This is a genomic window from Wolbachia endosymbiont (group A) of Lasioglossum fulvicorne (assembly GCF_964028605.1).
In the GTDB taxonomy this organism is placed as follows: Bacteria; Pseudomonadota; Alphaproteobacteria; order Rickettsiales; family Anaplasmataceae; genus Wolbachia.
Genome location: NZ_OZ034798.1, coordinates 1071755 through 1097326, shown reverse-complemented (window position 1 = coordinate 1097326; position 25572 = coordinate 1071755). Strand labels below are relative to the sequence as shown.

The following is a 25572-nucleotide window of genomic DNA, read 5'->3' as shown; positions in this document are numbered from 1 at the left end:
TTCTCATGGGGTAGGTGTCATTCCAGTGCTTGACACTGGAATCTCATTTACTTTTTTGTTCACTATGTGAGGAACTTGGGCCTACAAGTATATAAACATAATGGTTTCGCATAAAAAATTTAGATCCCAGATACTGTCTTTCATGTCAATAGTATAGCATTTCTCATAATAGTCCGAACAGGTCATAAGAAGGCAGAATCAACAGCACGACGAAAGGATTCGAATAGAGGAATGTTTTTCCTAGCTCTGTTTTTTATAGCAAACCAATGATGCTCAATTTTGTTGAAATCTGGAGAATACGGCGGCAGATACAAAATTTCTGCACCAACTCCTCTAGCAAGCTCGATAATCTTACCAGACTTATGAAAAGTAGCATTGTCAAGAATGACAGTCTGTCCAGGTTCCAAGATCGGTGTCAAAAATTGCTCAAACCATCCATTAAAAACATCCATATTACAGTGGCCTTCAAAGGTTAATGGAGCAACTATCTTTCTTCTACTTAAGGCTGCAACCATACTGATTCGTTGAGTTTTCTTCCCAGATTTTAGGCCATAAAACCGCTGTCCTTTCTGGCAATACCCATATGGATAGTCCTCTGTGTTATCAATGCCAGACTCATCTATATAAACTAAGTTTTCTGGTTCTTTTGTTGCTATAATTTTTAAGAATTCAGCACGTTTTTCTTCGTTTCTTTCCTTGTATCCATATGTCTTTTTTTGCGCGTAAATCCAATTTTTCTGAGAGCTCGGTGGATCGTTTGGATACTAACGTTGCCCCAAAGTTTAGCCATTTCCGACAGAGTCTTTCCTCCGTTTTCTCTGGCAAATTTAGCAAAGGCATCCCAGTCGGTAATTTTGTGATTGTAACCTCCATTTCCAAGTTTTTTTGATTGAAAGTCTCCTGTTTCTTTTCTTCTTTGCTGCCACTCCCATAAAGTAGTTCGTCCAATTTTAAATCTTGCTGCCACTGTTTCTCTGCTTCCTCCCTCCTCTAGCGCTTCCATTGCTTTTTTCCTTAAGTCATAACTATATGCTGCTGGCACTCAACCTCCTTATCATCGTCTATCCTTATCTTATCACATCCGGACTTCTATGAAAAGAGCTATATTATCGCAGCTGCCACTAGAGTAGTAAATAAAATGAAACCTGCGAATGAGAGGTTAAGTATAGTTCTTGTGTTGAGAAAAGAAAATGTCACCAAGGTAATTAGTGACAGGACTATATAAATTGTGTGGCGCCGTATAAAATAATCCTGTGGTAGAAAAAGAAGCTGCGCAATTACAGGGCTTGCTGAATAAACAAGAATGAAGCTTATAGTGAGCAAAAAAAACACTGGAAGGATGAGATAATAATCCAGCGTTCTATACCAGAATTTAATATTCATTTTGTTCCAATGTGTAATGCCACTATTCCATAGCTCATATTATGAAACTCAACATTCTTAAAACCTACCTCTTCAATTTCCATTTTAAAATCAGCCTGAGTTGGAAATTCTCTGATGCTCTTCACTAAATATTCATAAGAACTCCTGTCTTTAGCAACTATGCTGCCAATTTTAGGAATTACTTTAAATGAATATAAGTCATAAAGTTTGGTAAATATCTCATTTTGATAGTGCATAGGGGCAAATTCTAAGCAGATAAATTTTCCATGTGGTTTTAATACCCTGTGCGCCTCATTTAAAGCCTTCTTACGGTCAGAAACATTTCGAATGCCAAAAGCTATTGTGCAATAATCAAATTCGGAGTCTTCAAATGGTAAACTTTCTGCACTTGCACATACCCAATCAAAATTAATTTGGTTTGAATTTATAGCTTTATCACGTCCTCTGCTTAGCATGTTTTGATTTATATCGCATACTGTAACCTTAGCACTTGGCTCTTTTCTTACTATTCTTATTGCTATATCTCCAGTTCCTCCAGCAACATCTAAAACCTTAGAGTTTTTTGTAAAATGCACACTATTTACCATTTTACCTTTCCACAATCTGTGCATTCCGAGGCTCATTATATCATTCATGGTGTCGTAGCGATTTGCTACGGAGTCGAATACCTCTTTAACTAATTGCGATTTCTTCTTGATTTTTATAGTAGACATTACGTAAAGTCGCTCAACTCCTTTATAATTAGTAAAAATTAATTTGAATTAACGCAAATGTCAACAACAAGCCTTAAGCCTGTTAAAATCTTCTTCAGCGTGGTATGATGACCGAGTGAGTGGGCTTGATGCAACCACTAGGAACCCTTTGGAGTAAGCAACATATTTATAATGCTCAAATTCCTCTGGAGTGACATATCTATCAAGTTTTGCATGTTTTGGAGTTGGTTGTAGATATTGACCAATTGTAATAAAATCAACCTCAGCACTGCGCAAATCGTCCATAACCTGAAATATTTCCTCTTTTGTTTCTCCAAGACCAACCATAAGCCCTGACTTTGTGAAAACTTTAGGATTAATCTGCTTTACCATCTTCAGTAAATATAGTGAATGAAAATAGCGAGCTCGTGGTCTTATTTTTGCATACAATCTCGGCACTGTTTCAATATTGTGGTTATAGACATCAGGTGATGCAACAGCAATTGCTTCAAATGCTCCTTTCTTATTTAAAAAATCAGGAGTTAAAATCTCTATTGTTGTTTCTGAAGTTATCTTTCTAATTTCTTCTATGCACTGTATAAACTGATTTGCGCCACCATCTGGTAAATCATCACGATCAACGGAAGTAATAACAACATGCTTCAAGTTCAACTTTTTTATCGCTTTTGCTAAATTTTCTGGCTCATGAGGGTCTAGTTTATCAGGAATGCCAGTTGCAACGTTGCAAAATGCACAAGCACGAGTGCAAACAGAACCGAGAATCATTACAGTAGCATGACGTTTATTCCAACACTCACCAATGTTTGGACATGCAGCCTCTTCGCACACTGTATGCAAGTTATGCAGTTTAACGATGTTTAAGGTTTCATTGAATACTTCACCGGTCGGAGCTTTTGCTCTGAGCCATTGAGGTTTGTTATGCATCTGAAACGGCTAACTCTACCTCTTGCTTTACTAAAACTTTTTTCAACCTTCTTTTTATCTTCTGCGCTTTCTCACTTAGTTTAATTGTTCTTGTGTTAAGCAAAAAAGCATCTAAATCACCTTTGTAATCTATAGTTCTCAAAGTTCTTGTTGCCACACGAAATCTAAACTTTTTATTCAATATATCACTTGTCAACGTAACCTTATGTAAATTTAAAAGAAAGGTACGCTTTGTTTTACGATTCGAATGTGATACCTTATTACCAAAAGATTTTTTTCTATTTGTTAATTCACAAACTCTACTCACTTCAATATACCAAATTATTCTATGTACTTAGATTACCTTATATAGTCAAATAGTCAATACTCTCTTGCTTAATTTTTATACCATATACTGCTTTATAACCAAAAAATATCGTAATTTTTTCTATTATAAGAGAAATCATATGCTGAATTTCCAATGCTTTACTGCCATTTGTTACTACCAGATGCAATACACCCGAATTTATATTCTGTGCGTATGAGATCTTTTTCGGTTTTGTACACTCTGCTATTTCTTTCCCTACTATATTTCGCCAGTTTAAAATCAGACGTATTTCATTTTTGCTAATCTTATTTTTCATGCATTTTAATGCGTAATTTTCAATTATAGACTTTAATTTTTTTGGACCGCTACGTTTGAGCATTTTTCTGTTTTGTTTCTAGTATAACTAAATAAGTAAGGTTTACCACTACATTGGATTTCTTAAAGCCCTGTCATTCCAGTGCGTACTGCACGAACATTGTAATTTGAGTCCACCAGGGAGGGTGTCATCCCAGTGCTCAGACACATAGCTGTACGAACATTCATTTTTGAAGGTAAATTGCACAGCAAATGGTGTCATTCCAGTGCTTGACACTGGAATCCAGAAATTTTGCTTATATAGCTCTTTTCATAGAAGTCCGGATGTGATAAGATAAGGATAGACGATGATAAGGAGGTTGAGTGCCAGCAGCATATAGTTATGACTTAAGGAAAAAAGCAATGGAAGCGCTAGAGGAGGGAGGAAGCAGAGAAACAGTGGCAGCAAGATTTAAAATTGGACGAACTACTTTATGGGAGTGGCAGCAAAGAAGAAAAGAAACAGGAGACTTTCAATCAAAAAAACTTGGAAATGGAGGTTACAATCACAAAATTACCGACTGGGATGCCTTTGCTAAATTTGCCAGAGAAAATGGAGGAAAGACTCTGTCGGAAATGGCTAAACTTTGGGGCAACGTTAGTATCCAAACGATCCACCGAGCTCTCAGAAAAATTGGATTTACGCGCAAAAAAAGACATATGGATACAAGGAAAGAAACGAAGAAAAACGTGCTGAATTCTTAAAAATTATAGCAACAAAAGAACCAGAAAACTTAGTTTATATAGATGAGTCTGGCATTGATAACACAGAGGACTATCCATATGGGTATTGCCAGAAAGGACAGCGGTTTTATGGCCTAAAATCTGGAAAGAAAACTCAACGAATCAGTATGGTTGCAGCCTTAAGTAGAAGAAAGATAGTTGCTCCATTAACCTTTGAAGGCCACTGTAATATGGATGTTTTTAATGGATGGTTTGAGCAATTTTTGACACCGATCTTGGAACCTGGACAGACTGTCATTCTTGACAATGCTACTTTTCATAAGTCTGGTAAGATTATCGAGCTTGCTAGAGGAGTTGGTGCAGAAATTTTGTATCTGCCGCCGTATTCTCCAGATTTCAACAAAATTGAGCATCATTGGTTTGCTATAAAAAACAGAGCTAGGAAAAACATTCCTCTATTCGAATCCTTTCGTCGTGCTGTTGATTCTGCCTTCCTATGACCTGTTCGGACTATTATAAGAAATGCTATAACTGAGCTGATGAGCTAAAGGTAGTTGTCTTACGCTAAAACAAACGTTTTTAATTAAGTTGCATAGAAGCTGGATCCCAGTGTCAAGCACTGGGATGACATCCTCCTGATGGGCCAAAATCACAATGTTCGTAGAGTTATGGAACAAATCACGGTATGACCATAATCGTTACTCCGCAACGCATACCGCATAGTCGTCATTCCGCCGCGGAATCTAGCCCTGGTCACGCTACTTAAATGACAACCTTCTAACTGCTTTACAAAGACTCTACCCTCTAGCCTCACACCGTAAAAGCAGTATTTTTATGTAAAACTTATTTCAACGTAGCACTTGTCAAGTAAGTCGTTCCATTCAAAAATTTTTGTGCTGCCATCTTTGCCTCATAATTAACCTTATAGCTGTTTTAATTGTAATTGGTTAAATTATTATTAACTTGCCAGGCTAGATCCAAAAAATAGCATAATCAATATGCAAATTGCAATAGAAATCACATTTGCGTATGGTTTATTGCTATGCGGTTAATCTTTCCTCAATCCAAGCTGCTTGAATAGCTTCGAGTATTTTTTCGTTACAGCGTTTTTCATCATCATCAAATTCCTCTAAACTCAAGACCTTTTTTTTAAGCTCAGTGAATCTAATACTAATTATATTCTCATCTGGAAATTTTTCCTCCAGAGCTTCTACAATATCTTCTATATCAAGCCATTTCATACTTTTTTGTATTTATCTGCTAAGTTAAATTGGTGCCCATGGGGAGACTTGAACTCCCAAGGTCGCAAAACCCACGGATTTTAAGTCCGCTGCGTCTACCGATTCCGCCACACGGGCTTTTTTTATCTATCTAGAGTAAAACTCTACTACTAAATTGACTTCCATGTCTGCTGAATAAGGAACCTCAGAATATTGAGGTGACCTCAAATACTTCACTGAATGCTCTTTACTATCTGCTTCTAAATAATCCGGAGCCTTGCGCTCTTGTTTTTGTTCAGCCTCTACTACTACAGGAATTTTTGCTGCCCTTTCTCTTATTTTTATTATATCACCTGGCTTCACTCGATAACTCGATATGTTAACCACCTTATCATTAACTGTAACGTGCTTGTGAGATATGAGCTGCTTTGCTGAGTAAATTGTTGGAACAAGACCAGAGCGGTATAAAACAGAACTTAATCTCGATTCTAAGATACCGATAAAATTATCAGCCGCATAACCCTTTCTGTTATAAGCATCTAAAAATGTACGTCTGAGCTGCTTACTTGAAATCGCATAGTAAAACTTAAATTTCTTATGCGCAGCAAACTGCTTACCAAAGTCGGATAACTTCTTGAATCCAAGAATACCATGTTGACCTGGAGGGTATTTCCTTTTGTTTACTGGGTCTTTAGCTCTACCCCATAAATTTACACCAAGTCTACGGCTAATCCTATACTTTCTAGTGATAACAGTTGTCATATAAAAACTCTCACGATTTAACTTTAGATTATTAAGGATTTTAGCACTCAGTGTCAACTTGTTTTTGCTGATATAATCTTTTATACTTCATTTTTAAGTTTTTCTATTAACACATGAATCATTCACATTTGGAATCTATGGCAAACGCCATCCGTTTTTTATCAATTGATGCAGTACAAAAAGCAAACTCTGGACACCCAGGTATGCCACTTGGCATGGCAGATGTTGCAACTGTTTTGTTTGCTAAATATCTAAATCATAATCCTGATGATTCTAAATGGTTCAATAGAGATCGCTTTGTTTTATCAAACGGTCATGGGTCAATGTTACTATATTCAATATTATATTTGACAGGTTATATTAGCATAGATGAGCTAAAGAATTTCAGGCAAATGGGATCCAAGACCCCAGGTCATCCAGAGTTCGGCTTGACTTCCGGGGTAGAGGCAACAACAGGCCCTCTCGGTCAGGGGTTTGCCGCTGCTGTTGGCATGGCACTTGCTGAATCAATCCTTAAAAAGCAATTCAGAATCAATCACTACACTTACGTGATGCTAGGGGATGGCTGTCTTATGGAAGGAATAAGCCATGAGGTAGCATCACTTGCTGGGCATCTTAAATTGAATAAGCTCATAGCCCTTTTTGATGATAATGATATCTCTATAGATGGCGCTACTTGCCTTTCCTGCTCTGATGATGTAGAGAAACGCTTCTTAGCGTATGGATGGAATGTTGACAAAATTGATGGCCATGATTTTGATGCCATATCCTTTGCAATAGAGCAAGCAAAAAAGTCTGATAAACCTACAATGATCTGCTGCAAAACCATTATCGGAAAGTTTTCAAGCCGTGCTGGCACATCCTCTGCTCACAGTGGTGCTTTTTCGGAGGAAGACATCAAACAGATGAGAGAGAAATTAAACTGGAATTATGAACCATTCCATGTACCAGAAGATGTGAAAAATGCCTGGAAGAAAACTGTTGAGAGAGCAAAACAAAATTACACGATGTCATTCCAGCGCGTGACGCTGGAATCCAGAAAAGAAGAAAAAGAATGGATCCCAGTGTCAAGCACTGGGATGACAAAAGAGAATGCTGGGATGACAAAAGAGAATGCTGGGATGACAGAAGAGAATGCTGGGATGACAGGATATCATGTAGAACTTCAAAGGCGGATAGATAAACGCCTACCAGATAATATCGATAGTGTTTTGGCTAACTTGAAGAAACAAATACACGAGACAATGCCAAACGAAGCTACTCGATCTTCTTTTGGTAGGGTAATGGAACTTTTAACACAACATATGCCGGAATTAATCGGCGGTTCTGCTGATCTTACTGGGTCAAATTGCACTAAATATAAGCACATGCAGGTAATAGATAGTAATAATTATAGTGGTTCTTATGTCCACTATGGAGTGAGAGAGCACGCTATGGCAGCATGTATGAATGGTATGGCACTTCACGGCGCGATTCTTCCTTATGGCGGCACTTTTTTGGTATTTTCCGACTATTGTCGTCCTGCTATACGTCTTTCAGCTCTTATGAAGCAGCAGGTTATGTATGTCATGACTCACGACTCAATTGGAGTGGGAGAAGATGGCCCAACTCATCAGCCAATAGAGCATTTAGCTTCTTTGCGTGCTATACCAAATCTATATGTTTTTAGGCCAGCCGATGCAGTTGAAACTCTGGAGTGTGTTAGCATTGCACTCAAAAAGAAAGAATCTCCAGCACTGTTTGCGCTCTCAAGGCAAAACGTAAGTTACATGCATTCTGATATCGGTCAATCTGCTAATCTATCGAAGTTTGGTGCATATATTTTGTGTGAATGTTCAAAAGAATTAAAAGTGACAATATTTGCTACGGGGTCCGAGGTTGAAATTGCAGTTGAAGCAAGGGAGAAATTGCAGGAAAAGGGTATAGGTACAAGGATTGTTTCTATGCCATGCTGGAGGCTTTTTGACGAGCAAAGCGATGAATATAAAGCGGCAATATTAAATAATGACAGCATTAAAGTTGCAATTGAAGCCGGAAGTGAAATGGGTTGGCATAAATACATAGGTTCAAACGGTATATTTATTGGCATGAAAAGCTTCGGAGAATCAGCACCTTATAAAATACTTTATGAGCATTTTAATATCAGCGCAGATCATGTGGTAAAATGTGTGTGTGAGAAGTTAGGTTGCATTCAGTAAACCTCTTGCATAACCATATGAAAGCCCACTCTTCTTTGTCATTCCAGCGCGTGACGTTGATTTCCATCCAAGATGATGTCATGCCAGTGCTTGACACTGGCATCTAGTTTTCTTTACAAATTTACCAAAAGTGCTTCATTCTATAACGCAAAACCCATACTCACCAAACCCAATGCATTACTTGCAATTAAGTTTCCTGGATCCCAGTGTCTGGGCACTGCCGTCATAAAGGAACCAGTGTCAGCTACTTGAATACATACCACCATATCATTCCAGCGCGTGACGCTGGAATCTAGTAAACCTCTGGCTATATTATGTCATTGTCTTCTGAACTACTTGGTGATTCTAATACAACTGGTTGGTCAGATTCAGATGATGATTGTGTTGGCTCATCAGACCCAAACAACCATGAAAAAAAACCACCAAAAAATGATGCAATTAATGAAAAAGGCTTCATAAGTATACTAAACAAACTACCAAAAAAAGAGCTCGGCTGTTCTTCTGGTTAAGCATCACCTTCTTGTTTTTCTTTCTCTCGTGTACCAGCATCTTCCTCTGGATCTCCTTCATTATCTGTCGATGATTCATCCACTAGATTAATATCAGGTTTTTCTGCGGCTTTTAATAGAGTTTTTATTTCTTCGTTAGTAGTTAAATCAAAAGGAGTTTTTCCATTTTCATCTACTGTATTAACGTTGATTCCTTCTGCTTTTAATAGAACTTCTACCACTTCTTTATGATCATTTGCAGCAGCCAAATGTAAAGGAGTCTTTTCATCTTCATCTTTTATATTAACGTTTGCCTTTGCTTTTATTAGAGCGTCTACTATTTCTTTGTTGTTATTTTGAGCAGCCAAATGTAGAGGAGTCTTTTTTCCATATTTACCTCCTATATTAACATTAATTCCATCTTTTCCCAATAGGGCTTCTACTACCTCTTTATGGCCCTGTACAACGGCCCAATGTAAAGGAGTCCATTCTGCAAGTTTATCTTTTATATTAACATCGATTCCTTTTGCTTTCAGTAGAGCGTTCAATACATTTATATCTATGTTGTCCTTTTCCTTTTTAGCAGCCAAATGCAAAGGAGTACTGTCATATTTATCTTGTGCATTAACATCGATTCCTTCTGCTTTCAGTAGAGCGTTCAACACATTTATATCTATGTTGTCCTTTTTAAGAACAGAATGTAAAGGAGTATCTTTATTCTTATCTGCTAAATTAACATCGATTCCATCTTTTCCCAATAGGGTTTCTACTACCTCTTTGTTGTTATTTCGAGCAACCAAATGTAAAGGAGTCTTTCCATTTTGATCTGTTGCATTAACATTTGCTCCTTCATTTATTAGAGCCTGTTCATAATCTTTTCAGAAGTAAGGCAGTGAAAGCCAGAACGACCATTTGTAGGCTAGTATTGAGTTTTCGCTCACAATTTTTCCACAATCTTCTACATTTTTCTAACCAAGCAAAAGATCGCTCCACAACCCATCTTTTGGGCAATACAACAAAGGAATGTAATTCATTTCTTTTTATCACTTCAACGGTTGCACCAATAATCGTTTTTATTTGAGTTGCAAAATTCTCTCCAGTATAGCCTGCATCAACCAGTACATTTTTAACTCCCGAGAGGTTTTCTTTTGCATTTTCGACCATTCTCACAGCACTGCTACGGTCAGTTATCTCTGCTGTTGTTATATAAATTGCATGGGGCAAACCTTGCGTATCTACTGCAATATGGCGTTTTATTCCTGAAATCTTTTTGCCTGCATCATAGCCTTTTTCTTCAGCAGTATCTGCATTTTTTACACTCTGTGCATCAATTATGCAGAAGCTGGTTTTTTCTTTCCGACCATTGTTTTGTCGGACCACGCCAACTATTTTTTTTTAACACCAGCTCCAGAACACTTTCTTTATCTGCATCTGGTTTTTCACTCCACTTCTTAAAATAGTCGTAACAATTGCGCCATTTTGGAAACTCTTTTGGTAGCATTCTCCACTGACAACCGCTTTTCAGAACGTATAACACTCCACAAAATACATCATACAAATCAAGTTTCCTTGGTTTTGTTTTTTTTCTACAGGACTCTAGATCTGGTAACATAATCTCAAATCTTTCCCGACTTATATCACTTGGGTATAAACTCCTCATATATCCTAACTTATATATATTATCTCTTAGTTTATTCCTTTCTTGAGATCATGTACAGGTTCTTAAAAATTATAGCAACAAAAGAACCAGAAAACTTAGTTTATATAGATGAGTCTGGCATTGATAACACAGAGGACTATCCATATGGGTATTGCCAGAAAGGACAGCGGTTTTATGGCCTAAAATCTGGAAAGAAAACTCAACGAATCAGTATGGTTGCAGCCTTAAGTAGAAGAAAGATAGTTGCTCCATTAACCTTTGAAGGCCACTGTAATATGGATGTTTTTAATGGATGGTTTGAGCAATTTTTGACACCGATCTTGGAACCTGGACAGACTGTCATTCTTGACAATGCTACTTTTCATAAGTCTGGTAAGATTATCGAGCTTGCTAGAGGAGTTGGTGCAGAAATTTTGTATCTGCCGCCGTATTCTCCAGATTTCAACAAAATTGAGCATCATTGGTTTGCTATAAAAAACAGAGCTAGGAAAAACATTCCTCTATTCGAATCCTTTCGTCGTGCTGTTGATTCTGCCTTCCTATGACCTGTTCGGACTATTATGAGAAATGCTATAAATATAAAGATACAACTTATAACGTAGAATACAAGAACTTTTCAGAAGAAGAAAAACTTCAATTTATTCAATATATAAAGAATTCCCATGAATTACTCATTAGCAAGTGTTACAAATTGGGAGGCGAGAGCGCAACTTTAAAAGTTCATATTGATATTGATGAAAATAAGGAGATAAGTCAAATGTATTTTCATAATCCCGACAAGAATATATCTAAATGGTTAGATAAGACTCTTATAAGCAGAAGTAACCCTGAAGAAGAGGTGGAAGAATCAAATGAAGTAGAACAAAGTAATGTAGAAGAAGAAAAAAGTAGCCAGCAAGATACTCAGCAACCCAGTAATTTCTTATCCAATATTTTTTCAGCAATTAAATCCATTATTGATTCTATCTCATCACTCTTCTCATGGTTATTTGTGTCTAAAGAGAAAGAACAATCTGACGACAACCTTTCTTTGCTTAACTTATCAGAAGAACAATCCGATGACAATCTTTCTTTGCTTAAACCTGATGTTAATCACGATGCTGACGAAAATTACGTAGGCAATTACTCACTATGTAATCATGATTATCACCATTATCACCAACATGATGACCTAATATAGTAAAATAACGAACTTTTATCCCCTACCCTTCTAGTTGACTTTGCAGATATGGGGAGGCGATAAAGGATACTTAAACAACTAGATAAAAACCAGGTAGATCATTCTGAAATTCTTGCATTTTTGTCCATAATTTTGTTAAACAACTTCCCTTTTGGTCATATCGAACCAAATTTCTTTTTCACACCACCTTTTAAGCCACTGATGACAGCTTCGTTAGTTTTTGTCATAATGCGATCAAACACTCCCAATAACCTCTTTAATAGGTTTGGAGTTAGCGAAGAGATAAGATCAAAAGATACGTTATTGTTTTTGTCATCACCACTTGCTTTATAGTCTATTGAAACGATTCCCCTACTTTTCCCGCCAGTAAGAAGTTTCCCAATTATAGGAATTTTTAACAAAGATTTATTAATTGAATATGCTGGTATTACTTGTCCTTCAACTTGGAATTTATAATTTCTAATGTCGAGCTTACCGCTAGTGCTAATGCCTAATTCCGCTCCTTCAAGCCAAGATTCTTCAATTTCGACAGAGCCGTCTTTGTATGAGAAAGGTGCATTACATTTATAAAAGTATACACCTTCATTTTTTATGGCATTTACAATGCCAGGCAATGAGGACATCGACAATAAAGTAGTAAGTAGTGGAGCATCTTTGATGTAGAAATTGCTAATGGATAACGTACCATAATGTTCTCCACTTTCTCTCTGAGGAGAGAGATAAAAAGACAATTTGCCGTTTTTAATTGATTTACTAATGCCTAAGGAACGCGAAAGTATACCTGCATTATCCGCATATATTTCGAGCCCTATTCCACTATATTCCGCTAGTATGTTGCTGCTATCTTCTAGAAACTGTCCTGTAAATTGACTTCCATTGCAATTACCTTTAGTACAGGTTACATTCAGCTTAGCATTTTTGATAACGATGCCTTCTTTCATCATTACATTGTCAACATTCATACTAATCTCTATATCTTTGTTTAATCCATTACTGTTTTTACCAAGCAAGCCTAAGATATCACTTAAGTTAATTTCCTCACCATGAACAGTTATAACATTTTTTTCCTTACCTGATTCAATTTCTATACTAAAATCATTATCAGGCAATTTAAAACTACTAGAATTTAAATATAAATTTCCATTTTCTACTCTTCCGCTGAATTTTATATCTAGGTCATTTCCTACAACATCTAATTTGTCTATTAACAATTCACCTGCTCCTTTTAACCTTGTAGAAAACAAAACTTTATTGTGATCTTCAAAACGATTTTTCCACCCAAAATAACTTGAACGTGATTCAAGCTCTGATAAATCCATATTACCATTAACATGCCCCGTCTTATCTTGATTTATCACCGATTCTATATTTGTATTGACATAGCCACCTATATTTTCATCAAAATTAAGTATTTGAGCGGGTAAATCTCCGGTCAAATTCCAGGCGAAACTTTCATTCCTATTGCTACTTTTCAGGTCAAATAATAGCTGTGTGTTATTCACCATACCATTACCATTTAAATCTATAAAGTCACTGCCAAAACTAAGCTTAATATCATATTTACCAAGACTTGCATTATAGACGGCCAAATTGTCAATTTCAGAATGAAAATTGGCCGAAAAATCTACTTTTTTGTCATCAACGTTTAGATTAAAAATGCGAAAATTAAATACGGATTTTGCCATTCCACTTACTATATCCCTTTCAACCTTCACCACATCATCCAGCTTAAATCTTATAGGCTCATATAAACCATACGCATCACTTACAGCTTGGCCATTAATGGTTAGAACTGAATTTTCCTTATCGAGAGATTTCATTTCAATATCACCACCATTAATAGTGAAATTCTGAAACTTAGCGCTATTTACAGTAATTTCAAGATCGTTATTCTTGATGATCAAATCACCCTTTAATTCCTTTACTTGCTCAAAATCTTCATCAAATTTTACGCTACCGTTTTCTATATCAGCAACTACTACGATATCTGACAGATCGTCATCAACCAAATTGTTAATTTTGCCATTGAAACTTACAATTGTGTTTAAAACATTCCCGTCAATATTATCACAATACCAGCTTTTAAATTTACTATTCACTACACCATCTGGTACATAAGTACATAAATCCTTTGCAGCAAACTTACTAATATTAATTCTAAGCAAAGCATGACTTGTACTAAAGTTCATTTTGCCTATCAAAGAGAGATACGTGTCATTTAACTTAAAATGGAAGTTTTTTACACTAATAATTCCATCACTATACGTTAAATTTATATTTACATTAGTTAAGGCTAAATTTTTGTTCAAATAATTTTCTGTATTCAATATGTATATATTTCCACCTACAATTTCATCCTTTTTATTAATTTTCACTGAGAAGCTTCCTTTGAATCCTATATTTTTGTCCAAATTGTAGCTTTTAACTAATGTAGAAAACTCGCTCAATAGTCCCGATTTTAGATCATAAAATGTCCCGTACACATTTAGCAAATTGTTGCGATTTTTTATCGTAATTGATAAATCATCCAAAAATCCCTTTTCATCTTTTGTATTCACATGAATATCTAAAACATTAAAATCTTCCCCCTTCCCTATATATAATTTATCAATAAAAAATTCATCTTCTGTGCTTTTATCAATAGCGATGTTAGTAAATTCAATTTTTGAATCCGCATTTAAGTCAAAAAAAAATTCCCTTATTGTTTTTACTGAGTTTTGCAGATTAAAATTTACTGCTTTAAAGTCAGCTTCTTTCTGATTGATACATACATGCACATTATCAGCTGAAACCTGAGAGAGATTTGTGCTAGCTTTAAATAAGGAACTTAACTTAAAATGTACAAAAAGCTCAGGAACTTTTATAGTAAAATTAGGATTTGCTATTGCCAAATCTGTAATGACTAAATACGCATCTTTCTGCCAAACAACTGAGGTATTCTCCATATTAACGCTTGAGCCAACAAATGTTTTTGATATTTTATGTTTAACATAAAAATTAATATAATTAATATTGATTTCTAAAGGACTCTCACCCTTAAAAAAGACAAATAAGCAGAATACGAACAATAGAACTATGGAAAGTGATATAGTGATTTTTTTAAGCATCGATTATTGCTTTTCTTGCTAAACTATCAGCCTCCTCATTATACTTATCACCACTGTGTGCTTTAACCCACTTCCAATCAATTTCGTGTTGTGAAGCAACGTTGTCTAGCTCTTTCCACAATTCCATATTTTTTACTGATTTTTTATTACTTGTTTTCCAGCCATTCATTTTCCACTTATTTATCCATTCTGTTATGCCATGCTTAACATAAAGACTATCCGTATATAAATTAATATTACAAGAAAATTTCAATACTTTCAGCCCATTGATCACCGCTGTTAACTCCATTTTATTGTTTGTGGTATTTTCTTCTCTACCATAAATGTCTTTTCTATAATCTTGAAATAATATGATAGCTGCCCATCCTCCTGCTCCAGGATTACCAGAACACGCCCCATCCGTGTATATTATCACTTCTTTTTTACTCATCTTTAACTGTAATGAATTAATAAAGTATATAGTTGCTTTTATGAAAGCACAATTTCTAAAGGTAGTTTAAGCTGCACCTTTAAATTTTATTATAGAAACAAAAAAAAGTGTGACAACGAGCATTACCAAAAGGAAAAGTAAAAAATAGTTTTTATGTTTCTGCCGTTCTTTCATAACTAAAATAAATCAATAGAACAAAAAATAATATTGGCGAATAGGAAAAATAGATAAGAAATTGAATAAGAAAACATTTGTTTCTGTGAGTTGTGGTTCTTGAATCTGAGAATTGATATAGCGTACCAAATAAAGATGCAACCTGCAAAAATTGCCATGCTTAGATAAAGTAAAGCCTCTTTCAAGAATAGAGCTGGAAGCAAGCTAGTTAGCACCAGCAAGACACTATAAATTAATATATATTTTCTTGTTTTTTCCGGACCATAAACAATATTGAACATTGGAATCGATGCCTTTGCATAGTCTTCAGGCTTATTTAAAGATAGGGCCCAAAAGTGTGGCGGAGTCCACATAAAAATTACTAAAAATAAAATGAAACTTTCCCAACTGACAGAATTAGTCACAGCTGCCCAGCCAATCATTGGAGGGAAAGCACCTGCTGCACCACCGATAACGATATTCTGCGGAGTGCGCCTTTTTAGCCAAATTGTATATATGAAAACGTAAAATAATATGCTAACTGCAAGCAAAGCAGCAGAAATATAGTTTACTGCTATTGCCATGATAAATACTGACAATATTCCAAGAGTTATACCAAATTCAAGCGCGCTTTCTGCAGAAACTCTACCTGAGGGTATAGGGCGGTTTTTTGTCCTTTCCATGAGCAGATCTATGTCTTTGTCATACCACATATTTATAGCACCTGCAGACCCTGAGCCAAGAGCAACACATATAAGAGATACTAGTACTAGAAAAGGGTGCATACTACCTGGTGCAGTAACCATACCAGCAACTGCAGCAAATACCACAAGATACATTATCCTTGGCTTCAGCAAACGCCAAAAATCCAGTATTGTTGATTCAACATTTAGCAAAACACTTGTGTACATTCTATTTTACCACTGGTGGTTTTTCGAAAGTATGAAAAGGCGGTGGTGAAGATACCGTCCATTCCAAGGTGTCACCTTCCCAAGGATTATCTCCAGCTTTCTTGCCCCATTTAAAGAGATGTATAACTATAAACACAAAAAACATAACTGAAACAAAGGACATATACGAACCAATTGAGGATATATAATTCCAAGGGATAAACGCATCAGGATAATCAGGTATACGCCTTGGCATACCAGCTAATCCTAAGAAATGTTGAGGTAAAAAAGTGATATTGGTGCTAATAAAAGTAAGCCAAAAGTGGATTTGACCTAAGCGCTCATTATATTGTTTACCCGACATTTTACCAATCCAATAATAAAAGCCAGCAAAAGCTCCAAATAATGCAGCAAGTGACATGACATAATGGAAGTGAGCAACAACATAATAGGTGTCGTGCAGGAGCTTATCTATTCCACCATGAGAAAGAATTATTCCCGTTATGCCACCGCCAACAAACATAAAAATAAAACCTAGTGCAAATAGCATAGGGGTCTTAAACTCAATTGCTCCACCCCACATAGTTGCAATCCAGCTAAAGACTTTTACACCAGTTATAACACCGATAAAAATTGTGGTAGTGCTAAAAAATGCAGCAGCGTCAGCACTAAGCCCAACAGTGAACATATGATGAGCCCAAACCATAAAGCCAAATACTGCTATACCTATCATTGCATAAACCATCCCTATGTAACCAAATACAGGTCTGTGAGAAAAAGTTGATACAACCTGACTTATGATGCCAAATGCAGGAAAAATAATTACGTAAACTTCTGGATGACCAAAAAACCAAAATAAATGTTGAAATAACACAGGGTCACCACCACCGGCAGGATCAAAAAAGGAAGTACCAATATTGCGATCAGTAAGAAGCATAGTTATAGCACCGGCAAGCACCGGTAAGGCAACAATCAACATAAATGCTGTTAGCAAGACAGACCAAACAAACAGTGGCATCTTAGTTAATGACATTCCTTTTGCGCGCATGTTAAATATAGTAACTATAAAGTTGATCGCCCCAACAATTGACGACATACCAGCAACGTGGAGTGCAAGTATAGCAAGGTCAACTCCTGCACTTGGATGGGACATTACCTGTGATAAAGGTGGATATAAAGTCCAACCCGTACCTGGACCTTCACCAATAAACACTGAGAAAATGAGCAAAATAAAAGATGACACTAACAACCAAAAACTTAAATTATTCATACGAGGAAATGCCATATCTGGTGCGCCAATCATGAGAGGTACAAACCAGTTACCAAATCCTCCCATGAGGGCTGGCATTATCATGAAAAACACCATTATCAACGCATGCCCTGTAACCATTACGTTATATAATTGATAGTTATTGTTAAGTATATTAATGTGCATTAGCTGAGTGCGAATAATCACCGATAATAATCCACCAATAATTCCAGCTAATATGGAAAAAATAATGTACAGTGTCCCTATGTCTTTATGGTTTGTGGAAAACAACCAACGCTTTATGCCCTTTGGTGTGTCACTCATATCTATACTCCAAATTTAACTCACTAATTTTCTATTTTCAATCCACTTATTAAAATCTTCTTTGCTTACTGCTTCAACAACAATTGGCATAAATCCATGGCCTTGACCACACAATTCGTAGCACTGCCCGTAATAAACACCAGGCTTTTTGATATTAAACCACGCTTCATTTAGCCTTCCTGGTATCGCATCAATTTTTACACCAAAAGCCGGTACTCCCCAACTGTGTATCACATCTCCTGCTGTAACTTGTAAACGAACGTTAGCATTAACGGGTAAAATGATGTTGTTATCAACAGAGAATAGCTTTAAATCTCCTTCGATAAAATCTTCTTTTCCCTTAATATAACTATCAAATGACACACCCTGATATTCTGGATATTGGTAGCTCCAATACCATTGATGGCCAATAACTTTTAGTGTTATATCAGCTTTCGGTATTTCTTCCTGTAGCTTCAGTAATTTAGCGTTTTCAAAGGCTAATATTCCAACAATAATCGTTGGTATCACAAACCAAACAATTTCTAAAAGGACATTGTGATTAGTTTGGCTTACGTTTGCCACTTTGCTTTTACGAAAGCGAAATACTACATAAGCAAGCAGCGCCCACACAAAAAGCATTATTGCAACCATCACAACCATCACAAACGAATGTGACCTAACTACAGCCTCCATTACTTCAGTGGCAGGAGCAGGAAATCCAAATTGCCAGGAAGTAGGAGCAGAGGCGACAGATATATTTGAGTAAAATATTATCAATAGTGTAAATAACTTCACCATATCTTTTGTTTGTTTGCTATAAAACTAAATGATATACTGTATAATAGTATATATAAACTTACTATGCAAATAGAGATTAGTGATGGTTAATAATTTTTTAGCATTCAACAAGTATAATAGTACAATACTAATTTGAGGAAAAAAGCATTTACATAAATCTATTGTAAGTAAAAATATTATAATATTTTAAATTAAGTATTTACTTTAAGTAAATTCTATAATAAGTTTAATAGTGTCTGTTACTGCTAATAACCCTCTAGCCTCACACCTAAAAGCAGTAACAGACACTATTAAACTTTATGATAAGTTTATGATTTGCAAGATCAAAATCTTGCAAGTGTCTTTATTTCATTATACATTGCAGTTTGTTAATTAACTTTTAATGCCTATGGTGGCATTGACAGCTTGGACCAAAGGTTTATGTATTATAGAAAATATAGCTCTTTTCATAGAAGTCCGGATGTGATAAGATAAGGATAGACGATGATAAGGAGGTTGAGTGCCAGCAGCATATAGTTATGACTTAAGGAAAAAAGCAATGGAAGCGCTAGAGGAGGGAGGAAGCAGAGAAACAGTGGCAGCAAGATTTAAAATTGGACGAACTACTTTATGGGAGTGGCAGCAGAGAAGAAAAGAAACAGGAGACTTTCAATCAAAAAAACTTGGAAATGGAGGTTACAATCACAAAATTACCGACTGGGATGCCTTTGCTAAATTTGCCAGAGAAAACGGAGGAAAGACTCTGTCGGAAATGGCTAAACTTTGGGGCAACGTTAGTATCCAAACGATCCACCGAGCTCTAAGAACCTGTACATGATCTCAAGAAAGGAATAAACTAAGAGATAATATATATAAGTTAGGATATATGAGGAGTTTATACCCAAGTGATATAAGTCGGGAAAGATTTGAGATTATGTTACCAGATCTAGAGTCCTGTAGAAAAAAAACAAAACCAAGGAAACTTGATTTGTATGATGTATTTTGTGGAGTGTTATACGTTCTGAAAAGCGGTTGTCAGTGGAGAATGCTACCAAAAGAGTTTCCAAAATGGCGCAATTGTTACGACTATTTTAAGAAGTGGAGTGAAAAACCAGATGCAGATAAAGAAAGTGTTCTGGAGCTGGTGTTAAAAAAAAATAGTTGGCGTGGTCCGACAAAACAATGGTCGGAAAGAAAAAACCAGCTTCTGCATAATTGATGCACAGAGTGTAAAAAATGCAGATACTGCTGAAGAAAAAGGCTATGATGCAGGCAAAAAGATTTCAGGAATAAAACGCCATATTGCAGTAGATACGCAAGGTTTGCCCCATGCAATTTATATAACAACAGCAGAGATAACTGACCGTAGCAGTGCTGTGAGAATGGTCGAAAATGCAAAAGAAAACCTCTCGGGAGTTAAAAATGTACTGGTTGATGCAGGCTATACTGGAGAGAATTTTGCAACTCAAATAAAAACGATTATTGGTGCAACCGTTGAAGTGATAAAAAGAAATGAATTACATTCCTTTGTTGTATTGCCCAAAAGATGGGTTGTGGAGCGATCTTTTGCTTGGTTAGAAAAATGTAGAAGATTGTGGAAAAATTGTGAGCGAAAACTCAATACTAGCCTACAAATGGTCGTTCTGGCTTTCACTGCCTTACTTCTGAAAAGATTATGAACAGGCTCTCAGAACCTGTACATGATCTCAAGAAAGGAATAAACTAAGAGATAATATATATAAGTTAGGATATATGAGGAGTTTATACCCAAGTGATATAAGTCGGGAAAGATTTGAGATTATGTTACCAGATCTAGAGTCCTGTAGAAAAAAAACAAAACCAAGGAAACTTGATTTGTATGATGTATTTTGTGGAGTGTTATACGTTCTGAAAAGCGGTTGTCAGTGGAGAATGCTACCAAAAGAGTTTCCAAAATGGCGCAATTGTTACGACTATTTTAAGAAGTGGAGTGAAAAACCAGATGCAGATAAAGAAAGTGTTCTGGAGCTGGTGTTAAAAAAAAATAGTTGGCGTGGTCCGACAAAACAATGGTCGGAAAGAAAAAACCAGCTTCTGCATAATTGATGCACAGAGTGTAAAAAATGCAGATACTGCTGAAGAAAAAGGCTATGATGCAGGCAAAAAGATTTCAGGAATAAAACGCCATATTGCAGTAGATACGCAAGGTTTGCCCCATGCAATTTATATAACAACAGCAGAGATAACTGACCGTAGCAGTGCTGTGAGAATGGTCGAAAATGCAAAAGAAAACCTCTCGGGAGTTATAGCATTTCTCATAATAGTCCGAACAGGTCATAGGAAGGCAGAATCAACAGCACGACGAAAGGATTCGAATAGAGGAATGTTTTTCCTAGCTCTGTTTTTTATAGCAAACCAATGATGCTCAATTTTGTTGAAATCTGGAGAATACGGCGGCAGATACAAAATTTCTGCACCAACTCCTCTAGCAAGCTCGATAATCTTACCAGACTTATGAAAAGTAGCATTGTCAAGAATGACAGTCTGTCCAGGTTCCAAGATCGGTGTCAAAAATTGCTCAAACCATCCATTAAAAACATCCATATTACAGTGGCCTTCAAAGGTTAATGGAGCAACTATCTTTCTTCTACTTAAGGCTGCAACCATACTGATTCGTTGAGTTTTCTTTCCAGATTTTAGGCCATAAAACCGCTGTCCTTTCTGGCAATACCCATATGGATAGTCCTCTGTGTTATCAATGCCAGACTCATCTATATAAACTAAGTTTTCTGGTTCTTTTGTTGCTATAATTTTTAAGAATTCAGCACGTTTTTCTTCGTTTCTTTCCTTGTATCCATATGTCTTTTTTTGCGCGTAAATCCAATTTTTCTGAGAGCTCGGTGGATCGTTTGGATACTAACGTTGCCCCAAAGTTTAGCCATTTCCGACAGAGTCTTTCCTCCGTTTTCTCTGGCAAATTTAGCAAAGGCATCCCAGTCGGTAATTTTGTGATTGTAACCTCCATTTCCAAGTTTTTTTGATTGAAAGTCTCCTGTTTCTTTTCTTCTTTGCTGCCACTCCCATAAAGTAGTTCGTCCAATTTTAAATCTTGCTGCCACTGTTTCTCTGCTTCCTCCCTCCTCTAGCGCTTCCATTGCTTTTTTCCTTAAGTCATAACTATATGCTGCTGGCACTCAACCTCCTTATCATCGTCTATCCTTATCTTATCACATCCGGACTTCTATGAAAAGAGCTATAAAAATGTACTGGTTGATGCAGGCTATACTGGAGAGAATTTTGCAACTCAAATAAAAACGATTATTGGTGCAACCGTTGAAGTGATAAAAAGAAATGAATTACATTCCTTTGTTGTATTGCCCAAAAGATGGGTTGTGGAGCGATCTTTTGCTTGGTTAGAAAAATGTAGAAGATTGTGGAAAAATTGTGAGCGAAAACTCAATACTAGCCTACAAATGGTCGTTCTGGCTTTCACTGCCTTACTTCTGAAAAGATTATGAACAGGCTCTCAGAAAAATTGGATTTACGCGCAAAAAAAGACATATGGATACAAGGAAAGAAACGAAGAAAAACGTGCTGAATTCTTAAAAATTATAGCAACAAAAGAACCAGAAAACTTAGTTTATATAGATGAGTCTGGCATTGATAACACAGAGGACTATCCATATGGGTATTGCCAGAAAGGACAGCGGTTTTATGGCCTAAAATCTGGAAAGAAAACTCAACGAATCAGTATGGTTGCAGCCTTAAGTAGAAGAAAGATAGTTGCTCCATTAACCTTTGAAGGCCACTGTAATATGGATGTTTTTAATGGATGGTTTGAGCAATTTTTGACACCGATCTTGGAACCTGGACAGACTGTCATTCTTGACAATGCTACTTTTCATAAGTCTGGTAAGATTATCGAGCTTGCTAGAGGAGTTGGTGCAGAAATTTTGTATCTGCCGCCGTATTCTCCAGATTTCAACAAAATTGAGCATCATTGGTTTGCTATAAAAAACAGAGCTAGGAAAAACATTCCTCTATTCGAATCCTTTCGTCGTGCTGTTGATTCTGCCTTCCTATGACCTGTTCGGACTATTATGAGAAATGCTATACATCATATAAATCAAGTGTTCTTGGTTTTATCTTCTTTCTGCAAGATTCCAGATCTGCTACAATAATCTCAAACTTTTCTCGACTTATGTCACTTGGTTATAAACTTCGCATATCCTACTTTATATACTTTATCCTCTCACTTTATCTCTTTTTTGAGATTACGTACAGGCTCTAAGATACAAAGACGTTTTCAGAAATCTTTAAGCTTAATAACATCCTCTCTCTTTGGACTAGTTGAAATTAGATGAATTGGTACACCTATTAATTTTTCTAACCCTTCTATATATTTTATTAAATTGATAGGCAACGTTTCAATCGACCTTTTACCTTGAGTGTTTTCTTTCCAGCCAGGAAACTCTTCATATATTGGCTCTAATTCCTCTTGTATTGAATGCGATGCGGGTAAATAATCATATATTTTTCCGCTATACTTGTAACCAGTGCATATTTTAATTGTATCAAAAGAATCAAGCACATCTAATTTGGTTAATACAATGCTTGAAACTCCAGAGAGTTGTACGGCCTGGCGCACTAAAACTGCATCGAACCATCCGCAACGCCTTCTCCTATTGCTTACTGTTCCAAGCTCCTTGCCTATAGTAAATAAGCTATCTCCAATCTCGTTCTTTTGCTCAGTAGGAAATGGACCATTGCCTACTCTTGTTGTATAAGCTTTTGCCACACCAACAATGTAAGCATTGGAGGCTAATCCTGAGCCTGTTATTGCTTGCGACGCTACAGTATTACTTGAAGTAACAAAAGGGTAAGTTCCGTGGTCAATATCTAAAAATGTGCCTTGGGCGCCTTCAAATATTATTTTCTTACCTTCTTTCATAAAGTCATTTAATATCTTCCACACAGGTTTTTTATATGAAAGAATTTTTTCTGAAATCTCTTGAATTTCTTTTAATATTTCTTCTTTTTTAACCACCTGGTAGTTAAGGCCTTTCCTGATAGCATTGTGGTAATTCAAAAGAGTATCCACTCTTTTATTGAGCTCATCTGCATTTTCTAAGTTACAAAGGCGTATAGCTCTCCTTCCAACTTTATCTTCATAACATGGCCCTATTCCTTTGTTTGTTGTACCAATTTTGTGATTTCCATTTAAATCTTCAAATAGCTTTTCCTTGTACTTATGTACGCTAAGTATTAATGGACAGCTCTCGGATACCATCAAATTGTTATGGTTTACGTCTACTCCTTTAACTTTCAATGACTCTATTTCTGAGATTAGAGCGTGTGGATCAAGAGCAACGCCATTTCCTATGATAGATATTTTGCCTGGCCTCAAAACAGCAGAGGGCAGTAAATTTAATTTATAAACCTCATCATCTATTACTATAGTGTGTCCTGCATTATTTCCTCCCTGAAATCTCACAACTACATCTGCATTCTCAGAAAGATAATCTACTATTTTACCCTTGCCTTCGTCACCCCATTGCAGACCAACAATTACAATGTTATTCATCATTATTTTCTAGATTAATACATAAATGTTAATACAGTACGCTACAAATGGAAAGAGAAATCTATGCCTTTCCTGCACCTCTTAAATAAAGAAATATACTGTCGATTTTCTTAATATATTACCAAATTATTCATCATTATATGATACAACTTACAGCATATTTACAGTAAGGTGCTATTTATGAAAGAGGCAAAAGGAAAAAATAATAAGAGTCCAGTAGTTAGATTAAAGGCCACAGCTAAAGAGTTCAATTTTAGTAAATTAAGAGCAGATCAAGATAATGAATTAGCAAATTCTGGTGAAACAATGTTCTTAGAACCTGTACATGATCTCAAGAAAGGAATAAACTAAGAGATAATATATATAAGTTAGGATATATGAGGAGTTTATACCCAAGTGATATAAGTCGGGAAAGATTTGAGATTATGTTACCAGATCTAGAGTCCTGTAGAAAAAAAACAAAACCAAGGAAACTTGATTTGTATGATGTATTTTGTGGAGTGTTATACGTTCTGAAAAGCGGTTGTCAGTGGAGAATGCTACCAAAAGAGTTTCCAAAATGGCGCAATTGTTACGACTATTTTAAGAAGTGGAGTGAAAAACCAGATGCAGATAAAGAAAGTGTTCTGGAGCTGGTGTTAAAAAAAAATAGTTGGCGTGGTCCGACAAAACAATGGTCGGAAAGAAAAAACCAGCTTCTGCATAATTGATGCACAGAGTGTAAAAAATGCAGATACTGCTGAAGAAAAAGGCTATGATGCAGGCAAAAAGATTTCAGGAATAAAACGCCATATTGCAGTAGATACGCAAGGTTTGCCCCATGCAATTTATATAACAACAGCAGAGATAACTGACCGTAGCAGTGCTGTGAGAATGGTCGAAAATGCAAAAGAAAACCTCTCGGGAGTTAAAAATGTACTGGTTGATGCAGGCTATACTGGAGAGAATTTTGCAACTCAAATAAAAACGATTATTGGTGCAACCATTGAAGTGATAAAAAGAAATGAATTACATTCCTTTGTTGTATTGCCCAAAAGATGGGTTGTGGAGCGATCTTTTGCTTGGTTAGAAAAATGTAGAAGATTGTGGAAAAATTGTGAGCGAAAACTCAATACTAGCCTACAAATGGTCGTTCTGGCTTTCACTGCCTTACTTCTGAAAAGATTATGAACAGGCTCTTAGAACCTGTACATGATCTCAAGAAAGGAATAAACTAAGAGATAA

Annotated in this window: 21 protein-coding genes, 1 tRNA gene and 6 pseudogenes; 10 read left to right on the top strand and 18 right to left on the bottom strand. The window is 36.1% G+C overall.

Going from position 1 to position 25572, the window contains the following annotated elements:
- Positions 1-182: 182 nt before the first annotated feature.
- The 5 genes from ABWU71_RS06050 to ABWU71_RS06030 all read right to left on the bottom strand — a co-directional run bounded on the left by ABWU71_RS06050 (position 183) and on the right by ABWU71_RS06030 (position 3706).
- Positions 183-1042, bottom strand: a protein-coding gene (locus ABWU71_RS06050) for an IS630 family transposase (RefSeq protein ID WP_353284076.1) whose coding sequence is annotated in 2 segments (ribosomal slippage) — positions 183-718 and positions 718-1042 — 861 coding nt in all. Because the reading frame shifts where the segments join, the coding sequence is not laid out codon by codon here.
- A gap of 337 nt (positions 1043-1379) precedes the next feature.
- Complete coding sequence (gene ubiE / locus ABWU71_RS06045; protein WP_353284282.1) at positions 1380-2096, bottom strand: bifunctional demethylmenaquinone methyltransferase/2-methoxy-6-polyprenyl-1,4-benzoquinol methylase UbiE; 717 nt, start codon at positions 2094-2096, stop codon at positions 1380-1382.
- Between the two features lie 60 nt (positions 2097-2156).
- Entirely contained in the window at positions 2157-3020 is an 864-nt protein-coding gene (gene lipA / locus ABWU71_RS06040) for a lipoyl synthase (RefSeq protein WP_353284281.1), read from the bottom strand.
- Positions 3013-3327, bottom strand: a complete 315-nt coding sequence (gene rpmB / locus ABWU71_RS06035) for a 50S ribosomal protein L28 (RefSeq protein ID WP_006279619.1) — start codon at positions 3325-3327, stop codon at positions 3013-3015. Before rpmB ends, lipA begins: the two co-directional genes overlap by 8 nt.
- A 37-nt stretch (positions 3328-3364) precedes the next feature.
- On the bottom strand, positions 3365-3706 hold the full coding sequence (locus ABWU71_RS06030) for a DUF721 domain-containing protein (protein WP_010082513.1): 342 nt from the start codon (positions 3704-3706) through the stop codon (positions 3365-3367).
- 299 nt (positions 3707-4005) lie between these two features.
- Here ABWU71_RS06030 and ABWU71_RS06025 point away from each other — a divergent pair.
- Positions 4006-4865 (top strand): IS630 family transposase gene (locus ABWU71_RS06025; RefSeq protein WP_353284076.1). Its coding sequence is split into 2 segments (ribosomal slippage): positions 4006-4330 and positions 4330-4865, totalling 861 coding nucleotides; the frame shifts between segments, so codons are not numbered across the junction.
- A gap of 540 nt (positions 4866-5405) precedes the next feature.
- Here ABWU71_RS06025 and iscX read toward each other — a convergent pair.
- From iscX to rpsD, 3 genes are all read right to left on the bottom strand, one after another.
- The gene (iscX, locus tag ABWU71_RS06020) at positions 5406-5606 is read right to left on the bottom strand and encodes a Fe-S cluster assembly protein IscX (RefSeq protein WP_010962556.1); all 201 of its coding nucleotides are present in this window, start codon (positions 5604-5606) and stop codon (positions 5406-5408) included.
- Between the two features lie 30 nt (positions 5607-5636).
- Positions 5637-5723: transfer RNA gene (locus tag ABWU71_RS06015), tRNA-Leu, on the bottom strand.
- A gap of 9 nt (positions 5724-5732) precedes the next feature.
- Complete coding sequence (rpsD, locus tag ABWU71_RS06010) at positions 5733-6347, bottom strand: 30S ribosomal protein S4 (protein WP_353284919.1); 615 nt, start codon at positions 6345-6347, stop codon at positions 5733-5735.
- Between the two features lie 113 nt (positions 6348-6460).
- Between rpsD and ABWU71_RS06005 the strand changes: the two genes are divergently transcribed.
- Complete coding sequence (locus ABWU71_RS06005; protein ID WP_353284280.1) at positions 6461-8545, top strand: transketolase family protein; 2085 nt, start codon at positions 6461-6463, stop codon at positions 8543-8545.
- 505 nt (positions 8546-9050) lie between these two features.
- On the opposite strand, the gene ABWU71_RS06000 is transcribed toward ABWU71_RS06005, so the two are convergent.
- Together ABWU71_RS06000 and ABWU71_RS05995 are read right to left on the bottom strand one after the other, a co-directional pair.
- Positions 9051-9890 (bottom strand): ankyrin repeat domain-containing protein, encoded by an 840-nt coding sequence (locus ABWU71_RS06000; RefSeq protein WP_353284918.1) that lies wholly within the window; start codon positions 9888-9890, stop codon positions 9051-9053.
- A gap of 10 nt (positions 9891-9900) precedes the next feature.
- Positions 9901-10693, bottom strand: a protein-coding gene (locus tag ABWU71_RS05995; protein ID WP_265023453.1) for an IS5 family transposase whose coding sequence is annotated in 2 segments (ribosomal slippage) — positions 9901-10428 and positions 10430-10693 — 792 coding nt in all. Because the reading frame shifts where the segments join, the coding sequence is not laid out codon by codon here.
- Positions 10694-10752: 59 nt separating this feature from the next.
- On the opposite strand from ABWU71_RS05995, the pseudogene ABWU71_RS05990 reads away from it, so the two are divergent.
- A pseudogene (locus ABWU71_RS05990) lies at positions 10753-11238 on the top strand (IS630 family transposase); the annotation flags it as partial.
- Complete coding sequence (locus ABWU71_RS05985; RefSeq protein WP_353284279.1) at positions 11235-11873, top strand: hypothetical protein; 639 nt, start codon at positions 11235-11237, stop codon at positions 11871-11873. The pseudogene ABWU71_RS05990 and the gene ABWU71_RS05985, both read left to right, overlap by 4 nt.
- A 155-nt stretch (positions 11874-12028) precedes the next feature.
- Here ABWU71_RS05985 and ABWU71_RS05980 read toward each other — a convergent pair whose 3' ends face one another.
- From ABWU71_RS05980 to coxB, 5 genes are all read right to left on the bottom strand, one after another.
- On the bottom strand, positions 12029-14980 hold the full coding sequence (locus ABWU71_RS05980; RefSeq protein WP_353284278.1) for an AsmA-like C-terminal domain-containing protein: 2952 nt from the start codon (positions 14978-14980) through the stop codon (positions 12029-12031).
- Positions 14973-15410, bottom strand: a complete 438-nt coding sequence (gene rnhA, locus ABWU71_RS05975) for a ribonuclease HI (protein WP_010082655.1) — start codon at positions 15408-15410, stop codon at positions 14973-14975. The genes ABWU71_RS05980 and rnhA overlap by 8 nt, the downstream gene beginning before the upstream one ends.
- Before the next feature lie 176 nt (positions 15411-15586).
- Positions 15587-16474 (bottom strand): heme o synthase, encoded by an 888-nt coding sequence (locus ABWU71_RS05970; RefSeq protein ID WP_353284277.1) that lies wholly within the window; start codon positions 16472-16474, stop codon positions 15587-15589.
- A gap of 1 nt (position 16475) precedes the next feature.
- Positions 16476-18026 carry a cytochrome c oxidase subunit I gene (ctaD, locus tag ABWU71_RS05965; RefSeq protein ID WP_353284276.1) on the bottom strand — a complete coding sequence of 517 codons (1551 nt, stop codon included), beginning with the start codon at positions 18024-18026 and terminating at the stop codon, positions 16476-16478.
- 15 nt (positions 18027-18041) lie between these two features.
- Positions 18042-18806 carry a cytochrome c oxidase subunit II gene (gene coxB / locus ABWU71_RS05960; protein ID WP_353284275.1) on the bottom strand — a complete coding sequence of 255 codons (765 nt, stop codon included), beginning with the start codon at positions 18804-18806 and terminating at the stop codon, positions 18042-18044.
- Between the two features lie 499 nt (positions 18807-19305).
- Between coxB and ABWU71_RS05955 the strand changes: the two are divergent.
- From ABWU71_RS05955 to ABWU71_RS05945, 3 genes and pseudogenes are all read left to right on the top strand, one after another.
- Positions 19306-19611: pseudogene (locus ABWU71_RS05955) on the top strand (IS630 transposase-related protein); the annotation flags it as partial.
- Positions 19612-19671: 60 nt separating this feature from the next.
- A protein-coding gene (locus ABWU71_RS05950; RefSeq protein WP_265023453.1) for an IS5 family transposase occupies positions 19672-20464 on the top strand; the annotation gives its coding sequence in 2 pieces (ribosomal slippage) (positions 19672-19935 and positions 19937-20464; 792 coding nt in all).
- A 73-nt stretch (positions 20465-20537) separates the two neighbouring features.
- Positions 20538-21081 (top strand): annotated as a pseudogene (locus tag ABWU71_RS05945) (IS5 family transposase); the annotation flags it as partial.
- A gap of 17 nt (positions 21082-21098) precedes the next feature.
- On the opposite strand, the gene ABWU71_RS05940 reads toward ABWU71_RS05945, so the two are convergent.
- Positions 21099-21958 (bottom strand): IS630 family transposase gene (locus ABWU71_RS05940; protein WP_353284076.1). Its coding sequence is split into 2 segments (ribosomal slippage): positions 21099-21634 and positions 21634-21958, totalling 861 coding nucleotides; the frame shifts between segments, so codons are not numbered across the junction.
- 63 nt (positions 21959-22021) lie between these two features.
- On the opposite strand from ABWU71_RS05940, the pseudogene ABWU71_RS05935 reads away from it, so the two are divergent.
- Positions 22022-22282: pseudogene (locus tag ABWU71_RS05935) on the top strand (transposase); the annotation flags it as partial.
- Position 22283: 1 nt separating this feature from the next.
- A pseudogene (locus ABWU71_RS05930) lies at positions 22284-22849 on the top strand (IS630 family transposase); the annotation flags it as partial.
- A 28-nt stretch (positions 22850-22877) separates the two neighbouring features.
- On the opposite strand, the pseudogene ABWU71_RS05925 reads toward ABWU71_RS05930, so the two are convergent.
- Positions 22878-22967, bottom strand: a pseudogene (locus ABWU71_RS05925) (IS5/IS1182 family transposase); the annotation flags it as partial.
- A 103-nt stretch (positions 22968-23070) separates the two neighbouring features.
- On the bottom strand, positions 23071-24348 hold the full coding sequence (locus tag ABWU71_RS05920) for an adenylosuccinate synthase (RefSeq protein ID WP_353284917.1): 1278 nt from the start codon (positions 24346-24348) through the stop codon (positions 23071-23073).
- A gap of 377 nt (positions 24349-24725) precedes the next feature.
- Between ABWU71_RS05920 and ABWU71_RS05915 the strand changes: the two genes are divergently transcribed.
- Positions 24726-25518, top strand: a protein-coding gene (locus ABWU71_RS05915; protein ID WP_353284274.1) for an IS5 family transposase whose coding sequence is annotated in 2 segments (ribosomal slippage) — positions 24726-24989 and positions 24991-25518 — 792 coding nt in all. Because the reading frame shifts where the segments join, the coding sequence is not laid out codon by codon here.
- Positions 25519-25572: the final 54 nt, after the last annotated feature.

Coding starts and splice junctions, on each gene's coding strand:
- ABWU71_RS06030 (WP_010082513.1), bottom strand. CDS start 3,706: ATGCTCAAACGTAGCGGTCCAAAAAAATTAAAGTCTATAATTGAAAAT.
- lipA (WP_353284281.1), bottom strand. CDS start 3,020: ATGCATAACAAACCTCAATGGCTCAGAGCAAAAGCTCCGACCGGTGAA.
- ABWU71_RS06005 (WP_353284280.1), top strand. CDS start 6,461: ATGAATCATTCACATTTGGAATCTATGGCAAACGCCATCCGTTTTTTA.
- coxB (WP_353284275.1), bottom strand. CDS start 18,806: ATGGTGAAGTTATTTACACTATTGATAATATTTTACTCAAATATATCT.
- ABWU71_RS05920 (WP_353284917.1), bottom strand. CDS start 24,348: ATGAATAACATTGTAATTGTTGGTCTGCAATGGGGTGACGAAGGCAAG.
- ABWU71_RS05980 (WP_353284278.1), bottom strand. CDS start 14,980: ATGCTTAAAAAAATCACTATATCACTTTCCATAGTTCTATTGTTCGTA.
- ABWU71_RS05985 (WP_353284279.1), top strand. CDS start 11,235: ATGACCTGTTCGGACTATTATGAGAAATGCTATAAATATAAAGATACA.
- ctaD (WP_353284276.1), bottom strand. CDS start 18,026: ATGAGTGACACACCAAAGGGCATAAAGCGTTGGTTGTTTTCCACAAAC.
- ubiE (WP_353284282.1), bottom strand. CDS start 2,096: ATGTCTACTATAAAAATCAAGAAGAAATCGCAATTAGTTAAAGAGGTA.
- rpsD (WP_353284919.1), bottom strand. CDS start 6,347: ATGACAACTGTTATCACTAGAAAGTATAGGATTAGCCGTAGACTTGGT.
- iscX (WP_010962556.1), bottom strand. CDS start 5,606: ATGAAATGGCTTGATATAGAAGATATTGTAGAAGCTCTGGAGGAAAAA.
- rnhA (WP_010082655.1), bottom strand. CDS start 15,410: ATGAGTAAAAAAGAAGTGATAATATACACGGATGGGGCGTGTTCTGGT.
- ABWU71_RS05970 (WP_353284277.1), bottom strand. CDS start 16,474: ATGTACACAAGTGTTTTGCTAAATGTTGAATCAACAATACTGGATTTT.